Source organism: Sphingobium xenophagum, assembly GCF_002288285.1.
GTDB classification, from domain to species: Bacteria; Pseudomonadota; Alphaproteobacteria; order Sphingomonadales; family Sphingomonadaceae; genus Sphingobium; species Sphingobium xenophagum.
Map to the genome: position 1 here is coordinate 558,900 of NZ_CP022746.1, position 14,587 is coordinate 573,486.

At 65.3% G+C, this 14,587-nt stretch carries 13 protein-coding genes; all 13 read left to right on the forward strand.

Translation table 11 applies throughout. The features are described 5' to 3' along the window. Nucleotide 1 precedes the first annotated feature (1 nt). Entirely contained in the window at nt 2-1,585 is a 1,584-nt protein-coding gene (locus CJD35_RS17395) for a gamma-glutamyltransferase family protein (RefSeq protein WP_017181637.1), read from the forward strand. Continuing rightward, nucleotides 1,579-2,814 (forward strand): allantoate amidohydrolase, encoded by a 1,236-nt coding sequence (locus CJD35_RS17400; RefSeq protein ID WP_017181638.1) that lies wholly within the window; start codon nt 1,579-1,581, stop codon nt 2,812-2,814. Before CJD35_RS17395 ends, CJD35_RS17400 begins: the two co-directional genes overlap by 7 nt. Then, on the forward strand, nt 2,801-4,039 hold the full coding sequence (locus CJD35_RS17405; protein WP_086486373.1) for a pyridoxal-phosphate-dependent aminotransferase family protein: 1,239 nt from the start codon (nt 2,801-2,803) through the stop codon (nt 4,037-4,039). Before CJD35_RS17400 ends, CJD35_RS17405 begins: the two co-directional genes overlap by 14 nt. Nucleotides 4,040-4,202: 163 nt before the next feature. After that, nucleotides 4,203-5,072, forward strand: a complete 870-nt coding sequence (puuE, locus tag CJD35_RS17410; protein WP_017182014.1) for an allantoinase PuuE — start codon at nt 4,203-4,205, stop codon at nt 5,070-5,072. After that, the gene (gene hpxZ / locus CJD35_RS17415) at nt 5,069-5,449 is read left to right on the forward strand and encodes an oxalurate catabolism protein HpxZ (protein ID WP_017182013.1); all 381 of its coding nucleotides are present in this window, start codon (nt 5,069-5,071) and stop codon (nt 5,447-5,449) included. The genes puuE and hpxZ overlap by 4 nt, the downstream gene beginning before the upstream one ends. Next, complete coding sequence (uraD, locus tag CJD35_RS17420) at nt 5,446-5,886, forward strand: 2-oxo-4-hydroxy-4-carboxy-5-ureidoimidazoline decarboxylase (RefSeq protein WP_017182012.1); 441 nt, start codon at nt 5,446-5,448, stop codon at nt 5,884-5,886. Before hpxZ ends, uraD begins: the two co-directional genes overlap by 4 nt. Next, a complete protein-coding gene (locus CJD35_RS17425; protein WP_017182011.1) occupies nt 5,883-7,301 on the forward strand; it encodes an FAD/NAD(P)-binding protein in 1,419 nt (472 codons plus the stop codon). Before uraD ends, CJD35_RS17425 begins: the two co-directional genes overlap by 4 nt. Further along, nucleotides 7,298-7,630 (forward strand): hydroxyisourate hydrolase, encoded by a 333-nt coding sequence (gene uraH, locus CJD35_RS17430; protein ID WP_017182010.1) that lies wholly within the window; start codon nt 7,298-7,300, stop codon nt 7,628-7,630. The genes CJD35_RS17425 and uraH overlap by 4 nt, the downstream gene beginning before the upstream one ends. Nucleotide 7,631: 1 nt before the next feature. Continuing rightward, nucleotides 7,632-9,059 (forward strand): xanthine dehydrogenase small subunit, encoded by a 1,428-nt coding sequence (xdhA, locus tag CJD35_RS17435; protein ID WP_017182009.1) that lies wholly within the window; start codon nt 7,632-7,634, stop codon nt 9,057-9,059. Then, entirely contained in the window at nt 9,052-11,361 is a 2,310-nt protein-coding gene (gene xdhB / locus CJD35_RS17440) for a xanthine dehydrogenase molybdopterin binding subunit (RefSeq protein WP_017182008.1), read from the forward strand. Before xdhA ends, xdhB begins: the two co-directional genes overlap by 8 nt. After that, a complete protein-coding gene (xdhC, locus tag CJD35_RS17445) occupies nt 11,358-12,278 on the forward strand; it encodes a xanthine dehydrogenase accessory protein XdhC (protein WP_086486372.1) in 921 nt (306 codons plus the stop codon). The genes xdhB and xdhC overlap by 4 nt, the downstream gene beginning before the upstream one ends. Next, nucleotides 12,275-13,585 carry a guanine deaminase gene (guaD, locus tag CJD35_RS17450; RefSeq protein WP_017182006.1) on the forward strand — a complete coding sequence of 437 codons (1,311 nt, stop codon included), beginning with the start codon at nt 12,275-12,277 and terminating at the stop codon, nt 13,583-13,585. The genes xdhC and guaD overlap by 4 nt, the downstream gene beginning before the upstream one ends. Further along, on the forward strand, nt 13,582-14,586 hold the full coding sequence (locus CJD35_RS17455) for an adenosine deaminase (protein WP_086486371.1): 1,005 nt from the start codon (nt 13,582-13,584) through the stop codon (nt 14,584-14,586). Before guaD ends, CJD35_RS17455 begins: the two co-directional genes overlap by 4 nt. The last annotated feature ends 1 nt before the right edge of the window (nt 14,587 follow it).

A 14,587-nucleotide genomic window follows, 5' to 3' on the forward strand; every position in this document is an offset into this window, starting at 1 on the left:
GATGGCGCTTTCCACCATCAGCGGCACGAACGGTATGGTAACCGCCCCCCATTTTCTGGCGGCGCAGGCGGGTTGCGACGTGCTGAAGGACGGCGGCAACGCCGTTGAAGCCGCGGTTGCCGTCGCAGCCACGCTGGCTGTGGTCTATCCCCACATGACCGGCATCGGCGGGGACAGTTTCTGGCTGGTTGCCGAGCCGGATGGCGCAGTCCACAGCGTCCATGGCTGCGGCGGGGCCGCAGCGCGCGCAGACCTTGGCCTCTATGCCGGGATGGACGCGGTGCCCACACGCGGGCCGCTTGCCGCCAATACGGTGGCGGGGACGGTGTCTGGCTGGGCGGCGATACTGGAAAGCGGTGGGGGCAGGCTGCCCCTGTCCCGTCTGTTGCGCGACGCCATCCACCATGCCGATACTGGCGTAGCGGTGACCAGCGGCGGCGCGGCCATCGCAGCGGCCAAGGGCGCGGAGCTGCGCATCCAGCCCGGCGCCTATGCCGCTATCTTCGAGCCGGAAGGCCGCCCCTTGCGCGAAGGCGACAGGCTGCGCCAGCCCGCCCTCGCCGCGACGCTGCGGCGGATCGCCGACGATGGCCCGACCGATTTCTACGCCGGCGCGCTGGCCGATATGGTCGCGCTGGATCTGGCGGAGTTGGGCAGCCCGGTTGGTCGCGATGATCTGGCCGCGCATCAGGCAAGCCGACCCGCGCCGCTCAAGACCCGCATCACCGGCATTGACCTCTACAACAGCGCCCCGCCGACGCAGGGCTTTGCGTCGCTGATGATCCTCGCCTTGTTCGACCGGTTGCGCGCGGTTCAGGCGGACGGCTTTGATCATGTTCACGGCCTGGTCGAGGCGACCAAGCAGGCCTTCCTGCTGCGCGATACCCATGTCGGCGACCCCGCTTTCCATGATTTCGACTATCAGGGACTGCTCGATGATCCCGCCGCGCTGGACACCATCGCTGCCTCGATCGACCCGGCCCGCGCCATGCCCTGGCCTCGCCCGTCGGCACAGGGGGACACATGCTGGTTCGCCGCCGCAGACAAGGACGGGCGGATGGTAAGCGCCATCCAGTCCACCTACTTCGAGTTCGGATCGGGGCTGGTGCTGCCGCGCACCGGCATCACCTGGCAGAACCGGGGCAGCAGCTTTCGTCTGGCAGCGGACGGCTGGAACGCGCTTCGGCCCGGACGCAAGCCGTTCCATACGCTCAACCCCGCGCTTGCCCGTTTCGATGATGGGCGCCTCATGGCCTATGGCACGATGGGCGGGGAGGGGCAGCCCCAGACCCAGGCTGCGCTCTTCTCCCGCTACGCCCGTTTCGGCGTCGATCTCCAGCAGGCGATCAGCGCGCCCCGCTGGCTGCTGGGGCGGACATGGGGCGAGAACAGCACGACATTGAAGCTGGAGGACGGGTTCGACGACAAGCTCTACACCGATCTTGCAGCGGCAGGCCATGATGTCGAGCGGGTCGGGCCGCTGACCGCGATGATGGGCCATGCCGGGGCGATCGTTCGCCATGGCGATGGCCGCCTGGATGGGGCGACCGATCCGCGCAGCGACGGACAGGTGGCGGCATGGTGAGCGGAGGCGCAAGAGCGGTGGCGCGCTGCGACGCACTGGGCGTCGCGCCCTATAGCGACATGGCGCATGGTCTCTATCGCGGCTATCTGACCAAGGCCTATGCCGCGGCGCAGGAAGCGCTCGCCGGATGGATGGCGCAGGCGGGCATGGCCGTGCGCCGCGATGCCGCCGCCAACCTTATTGGTCGCTATGAAGGCACGTTGCCTGGCGCGCCCACTCTGCTCATTGGCAGCCATCTCGACAGCGTGCGCGATGGGGGGCGCTATGATGGGCCGCTTGGCATCATGCTGGGTGTCGAGGCCGTGGCGACCCTGCAACAGAACGGCCAGCGCCCGCCTTTCCCGATCGAAGTCATTGCTTTTGGGGATGAGGAAGGGTCTCGCTTTCCCGCAGCCATGCTCACCAGTCGTGCAGTTGCCGGGACTTTGGCTCTCGACGCACTCGATCTTGTGGATGCGGACGGTGTGGCGCTGGCGCATGCGGGCGTCAACCTGTCCAACTATCTGTCCGCGGCCCGCGCGCCCGGCTCCACCCTTGCCTATCTTGAAGCCCATATCGAACAGGGGCCGGTGCTGGAGGCCGAGGGACTGGCCGTTGGGACAGTGACCGGGATCGCCGCCCAATTGCGCTATCAGGCGATCGTCAGGGGCATGGCCGGTCATGCGGGCACGAGTTCGATGCCGCTGCGGCGCGATGCGCTGGCTGGCGCTGCCGAAATGATCCTGGCGATCGAGGGGATCGCCCGCGCCGATGCGTCCGATCTGGTCGCGACGGTGGGACGGATAGAGGCGATGCCGGGCGCGCCCAATGTCATAGCAGGCGAAGTCCGCTTCACGATCGACATAAGATCAGGTGACGCGGCGCGTCGTGATCGGGCCGCGGAAGCTATATGCGATGCGCTGGCCGGCATAGCCGATCGCCGCGATCTCGATTTCGCGATCCAGCGCGTCCACGACCTGCCCGCCAGCCCGTGCAACGTGGCGCTCATGGACCTGATGGACGCCGCCATCGCGGCTGTGGGGCATCCGGTCCGCCGCCTTGTATCGGGGGCGGGGCATGACGCCATGGTCATGGCAGCGCTCTGTCCTACGGCCATGCTCTTCATCCGTTGTCGGCACGGTATCAGCCATAATCCGGCCGAACATGTCGACCCCGCCGACGTTGATGTGGCATTGCAGGTCATGCTTGGCTTTATCGACCGATTGGGAGCGACATTTGACCCCGCTTGATCCTCTGCTCTTTGGCGAAATCGACCCGCCGCAACGCCTGTTGATGGGGCCGGGGCCGGTCAACGCCCATCCCCGCGTGCTGCGCGCCATGGCGGCCGATCTGCTGGGTCAGTTCGACCCGGAAATGACCGGCTATATGAACCAGGTCATGGCGCTCTATCGCCCGATTTTCGGCACGCAGAACCAATGGACCATGTTGATCGACGGGACAGCCCGCGCGGGAATAGAGGCGGCGCTGGTGTCGCTGGTCGCGCCGGGCGACACGGTGCTGGTGATCGACTTTGGTCGCTTCGGGCTGCTGCTGCGTGAAATATTGACCCGTATCGGCGCGGTCATCGAAACCGTCGACGCGCCCTGGGGCGAAGTCGTGCCGATGGAGGCGATCGCCGCCGCCATCGCCCGCACCGGCCCCAGGATCGTGGCTTGCGTTCATGGCGACACGTCCACGACCATGGCCCAGCCGCTCGATGGCCTTGGCGACCTGTGCCGGGCGGCTGGCGCGCTCTGCTATGTCGATGCGACCGCCACTATCGGTGGCATGGAAATTGCTGCCGATCGATGGGGCGTCGATGTCGTGACCGGCGGGCTGCAAAAATGCCTCGGCGGCCCGTCCGGTTCTGCCCCCATCACCATTTCGGATCGCGCGGCTGATCATATTTTTGCTCGCCGTCATACCGAAGCGGGCATCCGCAGCGCCGACAGCGTCGATGGCGCAGGTCCGCGTATCGGTTCCAACTATTTCGACCTCGCCATGATCATGGATTACTGGTCCGACAAGCGGTTGAACCATCATACCGAAGCCACATCCATGCTGTACGCAGCGCGGGAATGTGCGCGCGTGATGCTGGGGGAGGGGCTGGAGGCGCGCTATGCCCGCCACGCCGCCGCAGGCCGGGCCATGAGCGCAGGGTTGCGCGCCATGGGCCTTACTTTGTTTGGCGATGACATCCATCGCATGACCAATGTGACCGGCGTGTTCATCCCCGATGGCGTCGATAATGACCGGGTCCGGGCCGCCATGCGCGATCATTTCGAAATTGAGATCGGCACCGCCTTCGGGCCGTTGCAGGGCCGCATCTGGCGGATGGGCGCGATGGGCTACAATGCCATGAAGCATAAGGTGTTGATAACACTGGGCGCTCTGGAAGCTTGTCTGCTGCGTGAAGGTTTCGCCCTGCCGCCCGGCGCAGCGGTCCCGGCAGCGTTGGAGGCGTGGGACGCATGAGTGTTGATCGCGATTATGTCATCCTCCCCTTGCAGGGGAGGTGGCTGGCCGCAGGCCAGACGGAGGGGTGTCTTTCTCTCGATAGGGGAACACCCCTCCACCATTCGCTTCGCGAACGGTCCCCCTCCCCCAAAGGGGGAGGATTTATGTGGGGAATGCGTTCATGAATCGCGATCTCATCGGCTATGGCCAGCACCCGCCTGACCCGCGCTGGCCCGGTGGCGCGCGCATCGCGGTCCAGTTCGTCGTCAACTATGAAGAAGGCGCGGAAAATAGCGTCCTCAACGGCGACAAGGGGTCCGAAGCCTTCCTGTCGGACATGGTCGGGGCGGCAAGCCACCCGGCGCGGGCGATGGCGATGGAAAGCCTGTATGAATATGGCAGCCGCGCCGGTTTCTGGCGCTTGCATCGCCTGTTCACCGAACGCGGCCTGCCCGTGACCATATTCGGCGTCGCCAATGCCATGGCGATGAACCCCGGTGCGGTAGAGGCCATGCTGGCGGCGAATTGGGAAATCGCCAGCCACGGCCTTAAATGGATCGACTATCAATATGTCCCCGAAGAGGTGGAACGCGCCCATATCGCACAGGCCATCGCGCTGCATGAAAAGCTGACCGGCACTCGCCCGCTCGGCTGGTATCAGGGCCGCACGTCGCCCAACACCGCGCGGCTGGTGCGCGAAGAAGGTGGCTTCGTCTATGACGCGGACAGCTATGCTGACGACCTGCCTTATTATGCAGAAGGGCAGCTGATCGTCCCCTACACGCTCGACGCCAACGACATGAAGTGCGTTGCGCTTAACGGCTTTACCGATGGCGAGCAGTTCTTCCGCTATCTGCGCGACACGTTCGATCAGCTGCGTGCCGAGGGTGGCCGGATGATGTCGGTCGGCCTGCACGGTCGCATCGCCGGGCGACCGGCCCGCGCCGCCGCGCTCGCCCGCTTCCTGGACCATGTCATCGCCAGCGGCGATGCCTGGGTCGCCCGGCGCATCGACATTGCCCGCCACTGGATGGAGGTCCACCCCGCATGACCATAGACGATCCGATCCTGCTCGCCGAAGTCACCGCTGCCTTCATGGAATATGAGCGCGCGCTGATGGCGGATGATGTGCCCGCCATGGACGGGCTGTTCCATGACGCGCCCACCACCAACCGTTATGGCGTGGGCGAAGTGCTCTATGGCATTGAAGAGATCCGCGAATTCCGCAAGGGCCGCGGCGGATCGCCGCAGCGCAAGCTGGGGAAGGTGGCGATCACCGTCTATGGCGACAGCTTCGCTACCGCTGACGCCGAATTTTTCCGCGACAATAGCGAGCGGCGTGGCCGCCAGACCCAGAGCTGGGTCAAATTCGCGGATGGCTGGAAGGTCGTATCGGCCCATGTCAGTCTGGAGGGCAATACGCATTGACTGCGCTGTTCGAACATAGTCCCTGGGTCGAGGCGCGGGCGGACGCGCGGCCATCGTCGGGCAACCGCCATGCCGACCTGATGGCGGTTGTCCATGACGCGACGCCCGACGAACAATTGGCGCTGATCCGCGCGCATCCTGAACTGGCGGGCAAGGCGGCGATTGACAAGACACTGACCGATGCCTCCGCCGCTGAACAGGCGTCGGCGGGTTTGGATCGACTGACCAGCCAAGAATATGCACGGTTCCACGCCTTGAACGCGGCCTATAGCGCGCGCTTCGATTTCCCCTTCATCATCTGCGTGCGGCTGACCGACAAGGCGGGTATATTGGCCGCCATGGAGCAGCGGCTCAGCCATGGGCGCGACGAAGAGATCGCAACCGCGCTTGCCCAGATTGGCGAGATCGTCCGGCTGCGGCTGGAGGATATGGCATGAGCCTGGCCGCGCTGGAATCCGAGCTGGCCCGGCAACTCGTGCTGATCGGCCATGGCGGCGCCGACTGGACCCGTCCGCGCACCCATCCGAACGGGCATGTCCATGACGTCATCATCGTCGGCGGCGGGCAGAGCGGCCTGGCCGCAGCCTTTGGCCTGCTGCGCGAGCGTGTGTCCAACATCCTGGTCATCGACGAAAATCCTGCCGGGCTGGAAGGTCCATGGGACACTTATGCGCGGATGATAACCCTGCGCACGCCCAAGGAACTCAACCCCATCGATTTCGGTATTCCGGCGCTGACCTATCGCGCCTGGTGGGAAGCGCAGCATGGCGCGGCGGGCTGGGAGGCGGTCGACAAGATCGCGCGTGGCGACTGGATGGCCTATCTGCGCTGGTATCGTCGCGTCTTGAACCTGCCAGTGCGCAACGACACCAAACTCTCCCTGATCGAGCCGATGGAGGATGGCGTTCACCGCCTGCATCTGGACGGTCAGCCGCCGCTACTGGCGCGCAAGGTGGTGCTGGCGACCGGCATACAGGGCGGTGGCGAATGGCACGCGCCCGCCATGATCCGCGACGCCCTGCCCCGCGACCGCTACGCCCATACCAGCGAACCGATCGACTTTGCCGCGCTCGCTGGCAAGCGCATCGGCATATTGGGGGGAGGGGCCTCGGCCTTCGACAATGCCAATGCGGCGCTGAGCCTCGGCGTGGGTGAGGCGCATGTCTTCATACGCCGCCCCGTGCTGCCGCGCATCAACCCGATCCGCTTCATGGAACGGGTCGGTTTCACCGGCCGCTATCCCGCGCTGTCAGACGCGGACAAATATGCGGTGATGGCGTCGTTTCTTGGCCATAACCAGCCGCCCACCAACGACACGTTCGATCGCGCAGCCGCCTGGCCCGGCTTCGACCTTCATCTGGGCGCGCCCTGGCTGTCGGTCGATCTGATCGACGATCAGGTATGCGTGACCACGCCGCAGGGTGCGTATGCGTTCGATTTCGTGATCCTGTCGACCGGCCTTGTCAGCGACCCCGGCCTGCGCAGCGAACTGGGCGCGGTCGCGCCGCATATCGCGCGCTGGGCCGATCGTTTCACCCCTCCGCCCGGCGGCGCCAATGCGCTGATCGATACGCATCCTTATCTGGGCGAGGGCTTTGAACTGATACCCCGGACCGAAGCTGGCGCAGCGGCGCTGCACGGACTGTTCGCCTTCAACTATTCAGCGCTCATCAGCCTTGGCCTGTCGGCATCCGCCCTGTCGGGCCTGCAAACCGCGCTGCCCCGGCTGCTGCGCGGCATCACCGACCAGCTTTTCCTGGATGACCGCACCGCGCTGGTCGCTGACCTGCTGGCCTATGATGAAGCGGAATTTGTCGGGCAGTGGCCAAAACCCCAAGAGGAGGCAGCATGATGGCCAGCCTTTCCACCCATGTCCTCGACACCAGCCATGGCTGCCCCGCCGCCGACGTCGCGCTGCGCCTGCTCCATAGCGACGGGACGATCCTGTTCGCCGGTGTGACTGATGCCGATGGCCGCTGCCCCGGCCTGCCGCCGGTCGCGCCGGGGCGCTATCGGCTGGAATTCGCGATTGCCCGCTATTTTGCCGGGCGCGGCGTTGCGCTGGCCGATCCGCCCTTCCTCGACTCCGTCATCATCGATTTCGGCATTGCCGATGGGAGCCATTATCACGTCCCCTTGCTCGTCTCGCCCTATGGCTATTCAACCTATCGGGGCAGTTGAAATGAGCGTGCAATTCCTGCTGGATGGCGATCTGGTCGAGATCGCCGATGTCGATCCCACCGCTACCCTGCTCGATCATCTGCGCTACAGGATGCGCCGCACCGGCACCAAGGAGGGCTGCGCGGAGGGCGATTGCGGTGCCTGCACCGTGCTGGTTGGCGATCTGGATGGCGACGCTATCGTCTGGCGCGCGGTCAATGCCTGCATCCTGTTCTTGCCGATGCTGGATGGTCGCGCACTGCTGACCGTCGAAAGCCTGGCGCCCGCCGGCGCGCTTAATCCGTTGCAGGCATGCATGGCTGCCAATGGCAGTTCGCAATGCGGCTTTTGCACGCCGGGGTTCGTCATGTCGCTCTATGGTCGCTGCGTCGGGGCAAGTGGGCATGACCTGCCGGTCGCCGACGTGCTGGCGGGCAATCTGTGCCGTTGCACAGGCTATGGCCCCATCCTGGCCGCAGCCGATGCCACCGGGCCGCTGGAGCGGGACGACACGGCAACCGCGGTCGCGCTGAAGGCGTTGCGCGAGCGGCCCGCAGCATCAGGCCAGCATGGCGATCGCCGCTGGTTCGCGCCGCGCAGTGGAGCCGAGCTTGCTGACCTGCTCGCCGACCATCCCGATGCGCGCATGGTCGCGGGCGCCACCGATGTGGGCCTTTGGGTGACGAAGGGATTGCGGAGCATCGACACGCTGATCTTTCTGGGCGACGTTACCGAATTACAGACGATCGAGGAAAGCCCTGCAGGCGTCCGGCTGGGCGCGGGGGTGCGCTATGCCGACGCCCACGCCGCCTTTGCCCGCCTTCATCCCGATCTGGGCGAACTTACCCGCCGGATCGGCGGGCTTCAGGTGCGCAATGCCGGGACGGTCGGCGGCAATATCGCCAATGGATCGCCCATCGGGGATGGTCCGCCCGCATTCATCGCGCTTGGGGCGGAACTGACGTTGCGCAGCCGGGACGGGCGACGGACGATGGCGCTGGAGGACTATTTCCTCGACTATGGCAAGCAGGATCGTCGCCCCTGGGAATTTGTCGAAAGCCTGTGGATTCCGCGACCCGATTCCCAAGCCATCATCCATATCGCCAAATTGTCCCGCCGCTTCGACAGCGATATTTCAGCGGTCTGCGGTGCATTTCATCTGGCCGTCGCTGACGGGATCGTGACCGGCGCGCGTGTCGCCTTTGGCGGCATGGCGGCCACGCCGCGCCGGGCGCCGATGTGCGAAGCCGCGCTGACGGGTCAGCCTTTCACGCTGGCGACGGTGGAAAAGGCGGCTGACGCGCTGCGCGCCGACTATGCCCCCCTCTCCGACGTTCGCGGGTCCGCTGCCTATCGCCTCGACGCCGCCGCCAATCTGCTGCTGCGCCTCTGGCACCGGGAACAGGGGCAGGCCGTGTCGGTGCTTGGTCTGGAAGCCGTCCATGGCTGATCGCGATCCTGCATGGCATGTTCTGCCCAAGCCCTCACACCCGCATGACAGCGCGCCGCTCCATGTCACGGGCGCGGCCCGCTATGCCGATGACGGGCCGGAACCTGTCGACATGCTCCATCTGGCTTTTGGCCAGAGCGCCCATGCCCATGCCCGCATCCGGTCCATGGACCTGTCTGCCGTCCGGGCGGCCGAAGGTGTCGTGCATGTCTTTACCGCCGCCGACATCCCCGGCGCGAATGATGTCAGTCCGGTCGCAGGCGACGATCGGCTGCTGGCCGATGGCGAAGTGATCTGCGTTGGACAAGCCATCTTCCTGGTCGCCGCCACCAGCCAGCGCGCGGCGCGCAAGGCCGCCCGCCTCGCCAGTATAGACTATGAACCATTGCCCGCCTGCCTGACGATCGCGGCGGCGCAGGCGGCCAAGTCACTGATCGAACCGACCCAGCGGATGGCGCGCGGCGATGCTGCTGCTGCGCTGGCCAGCGCGCCCCATCGCATGACTGGCAGCTTCGATATGGGCGGGCAGGATCATTTCTATCTGGAGGGGCAGGTCGCTGTCGCGACACCGGGCGAAGATGGCCAGATTCATCTGCTCTGTTCCACCCAGCATCCCAGCGAAATCCAGCATCTGGTCGCCCATATGCTGCATCGCCGCTCCGCCGACGTGACGGTGGAGGTACGCCGCATGGGCGGCGCCTTTGGTGGCAAGGAAACGCAGGCGGCTCTGTTCGCCGCGGCGGCCGCGCTGGTCGCGGACAAAACGGGCCGCCCCGCCAAATTCCGCTGCGACCGGGACGATGACATGGTGATGACGGGCAAGCGGCACGCCTTCCGCGTCACCTATGATGTCGGTTTCGACGCGCAGGGCCATGTACTGGCGCTGCATTTGCGTCTCGCCTCTCGCTGCGGCGCCACGGTCGATCTGTCCCCCGCGATCAACGACCGGGCGATGTTCCATGCCGACAATTGCTATTGGCTGCCGGATGTTGAAATCCTGTCGGAACGGCTCAAGACCAACACCGTGTCCGACACGGCCTTTCGTGGCTTCGGCGGGCCGCAGGGGATGCTGGCGATAGAGCGCGTCATGGACGATGTTGCCGCGCATCTGGGTCATGATCCGCTGGCGGTGCGGTGCGCCAATCTCTATGGTCCCGGTCGCGATGTCGCGCCTTATGGCATGACCATCGCGGACAATATCGCACCGCAACTTATCGCCCGGTTGCGCGCCGACGCCCGTTATGACGCGCGCAGTGCCGCAATCGATGCCTTCAACGCCACCAGCCCGATCATCAAGCGTGGCATAGCCCTAACCCCGGTCAAGTTCGGGATCAGCTTTACGACCACGCACCTCAATCAGGCCGGCGCGCTGGTGCTGGTCTATGCCGACGGGTCGATCCAGATCAATCATGGCGGCACGGAAATGGGGCAGGGGCTGTATATCAAGGTGGCGCAGGTCGTCGCCGACGTCTTTGCCGTGCCGATCGACCGGGTGCGGATCACCGCCACGCGCACCGACAAGGTGCCCAATACATCGGCCACCGCCGCCTCGTCCGGTGCGGACCTGAACGGCATGGCCGCCTATCAGGCGGCGATGACGATCCGCGAACGGCTGACCGGGTTCCTTGCCCGCACCTTCGGCTGCCCCGACAGCGAGGTGCATTTTACCCCCGAAGGCGTGATCGCGGGCACCGAGCGGCTGACCTTTGCGCATCTGTGTCGCAAAGCGCATATTGGCCGCGTTTCGCTTGCCGCCACCGGCTATTATGCGACGCCCGACATTGCCTATGACCGGCAAGCGCATCAGGGACGCCCCTTCTATTATTTCGCCTATGGCGCTGCCGTGTCCGAAGTCGCGATCGACACGCTGACCGGCGAGCATAAGGTGCTGGCCGTCGACATTCTCCATGATGTTGGCCGTTCGCTCAATCGCCAGATCGACATCGGCCAGATCGAGGGCGGCTTCATTCAGGGGCAGGGCTGGCTGACGACCGAGGAACTGGTCTTTGACGATCAGGGCCGCTTGCTCACCCATTCGCCAGCGACCTACAAAATCCCGACCGCGTCGGATCGCCCCGCCCATATGACGATCAGCCTGTGGGACGGGGAGAATGTGGAGCCGACAATCAATCGGTCCAAGGCGGTCGGTGAGCCGCCCTTCATGCTCGCCATCTCGGTCTTTTCCGCCCTGACCCGCGCCGTGGCGGCGGTTGCGCCGGATGTTCGCGCGCTGCCCCGCCTTGACGCCCCCGCCACGCCCGAACGCATATTGCGTGCGGTCAGCGAGCATCGCGCGCGATGAGCGAGTGGCTGGACTGGCTGCGGCACTTTGCAGGCAAGACACCAAGCGCACTGATCACCATCCTGGGCAGCGAAGGCTCCGCGCCGCGTGGGACGGGGACGCGCATGCTGGTCACGCATCAGGGGCTGCATGGCACCATTGGCGGCGGTCAGCTCGAATATCGCGCGGTCGAACAGGCGCGCGCCATATTGGCGCTGCCGCCGGGTCAGTGGCGGGTGCAGGATTATCCGCTTGGGCCGCTGCTGGGCCAATGTTGCGGCGGTCGGGTACGGTTGCTCATTGAACATTGCGATCCCGGCGCCATGGGCTGGCTGGCGGATGCCGCGGACGATCGAATTCTCGTTTCGACGTTCCAATCCGACCGGGTGGAAAGGCATGTGGGCGATCATGCCGTGCCGTCGCCCCCGTCGGCGCGGGGGGACCGTCCCCGCGCGGGCGACTGTCTGGCGGAAATTATCGGTCAGTACCGTCGGCCGCTCTATCTGTTTGGTGCGGGTCATGTCGGTCAGGCAATCGCCCGCCACGCTGCAAACCTGCCATTCCGCCTGTCCTGGTTCGACACGCGCCCGGTTTTCGAAACGATCGATGGGGTCGCCGTCGTGCCGGAGGCAGCAATAGAGCAATGTGTGGCCGACGCGCCTGACGATGCCGCCATTCTCATCCTGACGCATGACCATGGCCTCGACTATCGCCTGACCCAGGCTGCGTTGAGCCGTCCGCCCTGCGCCTATGTCGGCCTGATCGGCTCCGCCACCAAGGGCGCGCGTTTCCATGCGCGGCTGACGCGCGATGGCATCGATGCACAGGCCCGCGCCCGGTTGACCTCGCCGATCGGCGTGCCGGGGGTCATGGGCAAGGAACCCGATGTCATCGCCATCGCCGTCCTGGCCCAACTGCTGCAATTGAGGGCGGCATGATGCAGATGGCCAAGGGGATCAAGGGCTTTCGCGGCGAAATGCTGTCAGTGTCGCGCGATCCGCATCGTCATCCTGATGCCGTTCGCTACGAACCGGATGGGTTGTTCATTGTGGAGGACGGCCTCATCGTCGCACGTGGCGACTATGCAAGTCTGGCCCCCAGCTATCCGGGCATCCCGATCGATCATCTCCCCGGCCTTGTCGTCCCCGGCTTCATCGACGCCCATGTCCATTATGCGCAGATGGATCATATCGCCTCGCACGGCGAACAGTTGCTTGACTGGCTGGATCGCCATATTTTTCCTGCGGAAAAGGCGTTTGCTGATCGCGCCCATGCCGCCAGCCTGGCGAACCTGTTTCTGGACGAGTTGCTGCGCAACGGCACGACCAGCGCGCTTGTCTTTCCTACCGTTCACGCGCATTCGGTCGACGCGCTGTTCGACGCAGCGCTCGACCGGAACATGCGCATTCTATCAGGCAAGATCTTGATGGATCTGGGGCCGGACGGGCTGGCGGACATGCCGGAAAGCGGGCGGGACGAAAGCGAAGCGCTGATCCGCCGCTGGCGGGGGCAGGGACGGCTGGGCTATGCCGTGACGCCGCGCTTCGCCCTCACGTCGTCGGACGCGCAGTTGCAGGTCGCCGGCGCATTGCTGGCCGATCACCCCGACATATTGCTGCACACGCATCTGGCCGAAAATCTCCGCGAATGTTCCGCCGTGGCTGACCGCTTCCCGACGGCACGCGACTATCTCGATGTCTATGACCGCTTTGGTCTGGTCGGTGCCCGGTCGGTTTTTGCCCATGGCGTCCACCTGTCGGACCATGCCTGCACCCGCCTCGCGGAAAGCGGCGCTGGAATCGCCGTCTGCCCCAGTTCCAACCTGTTCCTGGGCTCAGGCTTTTTCAACTTTGGTCAGGCCGATGCCCATGGCGTACGGATTGGCCTTGGCACCGATGTCGGCGCGGGCACATCCTTTTCACTGCTCCATACGGCGGGTCTTGCCTATCAGGCCGCCCTGTCGCGCGATTACCCGCTCGATCCCTTCCGCGCCCTTTATCTGGCGACAGCGGGCAGCGCTACGCTTCTGCATATCGACGATCGGGTCGGCGGGTTGGAGCCGGGGCAGGAAGCGGATTTCGTTCTGCTCGACTGTGCGGCCACGCCGTTACTGGCGCGTCGCACGGCAAAGGCCACGCTTGCAGAGCGCCTCTTCGCGTTGCAAATCCTGGGCGACGACCGCGCCATCGCGCGGACCTACATCATGGGCCAATGCGCCTGGAACCGACAAGGCACAGCATCATGACTGATCTCGACAGCTTCATCCGCGCCCTGCCCAAGGCTGAACTTCATCTGCATATCGAAGGCAGTCTGGAGCCGGAACTCATGTTCGCGCTGGCCGAGCGCAACGGCGTCGCCATTCCCTATGCCAGCGTGGAGGATGTCCGTGCGGCCTATGCCTTTGGCAATTTGCAGGATTTTCTCGACATCTATTATGCCGGGGCAGACGTGCTGCGGACGCAGCGGGATTTCCACGATCTCGCCGCTGCCTATTTCGATCGCGCGGCGGCGGATGGCGTGGTTCATGCCGAACTCATGTTCGATCCGCAGACCCATACAGATCGGGGCATCCCTTTCGCCACGGTTATCGAGGGCCTGCTGTCCGCCATGGCCGACGCGCAGGCGCGCCATGGGATCAGCAGCGCGCTCATCCTCTCCTTCCTGCGTCATCTGAGCGAAGAGGCGGCCTTCGAAACGCTGGCCGCCGCCGAGCCCTGGCTCGACCAGATCGCCGCCGTCGGCCTCGATTCATCCGAAACCGGCCATCCACCCGAAAAATTCGCCCGTGTTTTTGCCGCGGCGAGGGCAATGGGCCTGCGCCTCACGGCCCATGCCGGAGAGGAAGGGCCGCCCGCCTATGTCTATCAGGCGCTCGACCTGCTTCAGGTCGACCGGATCGACCATGGCAATCGCGCGCTGGAGGATGATGCGCTGGTCGACCGGCTGGCACGCGAAGGCATGACGCTCACGGTCTGCCCGCTCTCCAACCTCAAGCTGTGCGTGGTCGATGATCTGGTCAACCATCCGATCGACCGGATGCTGGACCGCGGCCTGCGCGCGACGATCAACTCGGACGATCCCGCCTATTTTGGCGGCTATATCGCCGACAATTATCGCGCGGCCGCCGTAGCGCGTGGGCTCACCAGGGCGCAGTTGGGTCAGCTTGCCCGAAACAGCTTCACCGGCTCCTTCCTGCCGCCCGATGCCATCGCCGCCCATCTGGAACGGTTGGATGCCCTGTTATGAG

Bases quoted from the DNA above. Each gene is read 5' to 3' on its own strand.
- CJD35_RS17455 (WP_086486371.1), top strand. From the start codon at position 13,582: ATGACTGATCTCGACAGCTTCATCCGCGCCCTGCCCAAGGCTGAACTT.
- puuE (WP_017182014.1), top strand. From the start codon at position 4,203: ATGAATCGCGATCTCATCGGCTATGGCCAGCACCCGCCTGACCCGCGC.
- xdhA (WP_017182009.1), top strand. From the start codon at position 7,632: ATGAGCGTGCAATTCCTGCTGGATGGCGATCTGGTCGAGATCGCCGAT.
- xdhB (WP_017182008.1), top strand. From the start codon at position 9,052: ATGGCTGATCGCGATCCTGCATGGCATGTTCTGCCCAAGCCCTCACAC.
- CJD35_RS17395 (WP_017181637.1), top strand. From the start codon at position 2: ATGGCGCTTTCCACCATCAGCGGCACGAACGGTATGGTAACCGCCCCC.
- CJD35_RS17425 (WP_017182011.1), top strand. From the start codon at position 5,883: ATGAGCCTGGCCGCGCTGGAATCCGAGCTGGCCCGGCAACTCGTGCTG.
- hpxZ (WP_017182013.1), top strand. From the start codon at position 5,069: ATGACCATAGACGATCCGATCCTGCTCGCCGAAGTCACCGCTGCCTTC.
- xdhC (WP_086486372.1), top strand. From the start codon at position 11,358: ATGAGCGAGTGGCTGGACTGGCTGCGGCACTTTGCAGGCAAGACACCA.
- CJD35_RS17400 (WP_017181638.1), top strand. From the start codon at position 1,579: ATGGTGAGCGGAGGCGCAAGAGCGGTGGCGCGCTGCGACGCACTGGGC.
- guaD (WP_017182006.1), top strand. From the start codon at position 12,275: ATGATGCAGATGGCCAAGGGGATCAAGGGCTTTCGCGGCGAAATGCTG.
- uraH (WP_017182010.1), top strand. From the start codon at position 7,298: ATGATGGCCAGCCTTTCCACCCATGTCCTCGACACCAGCCATGGCTGC.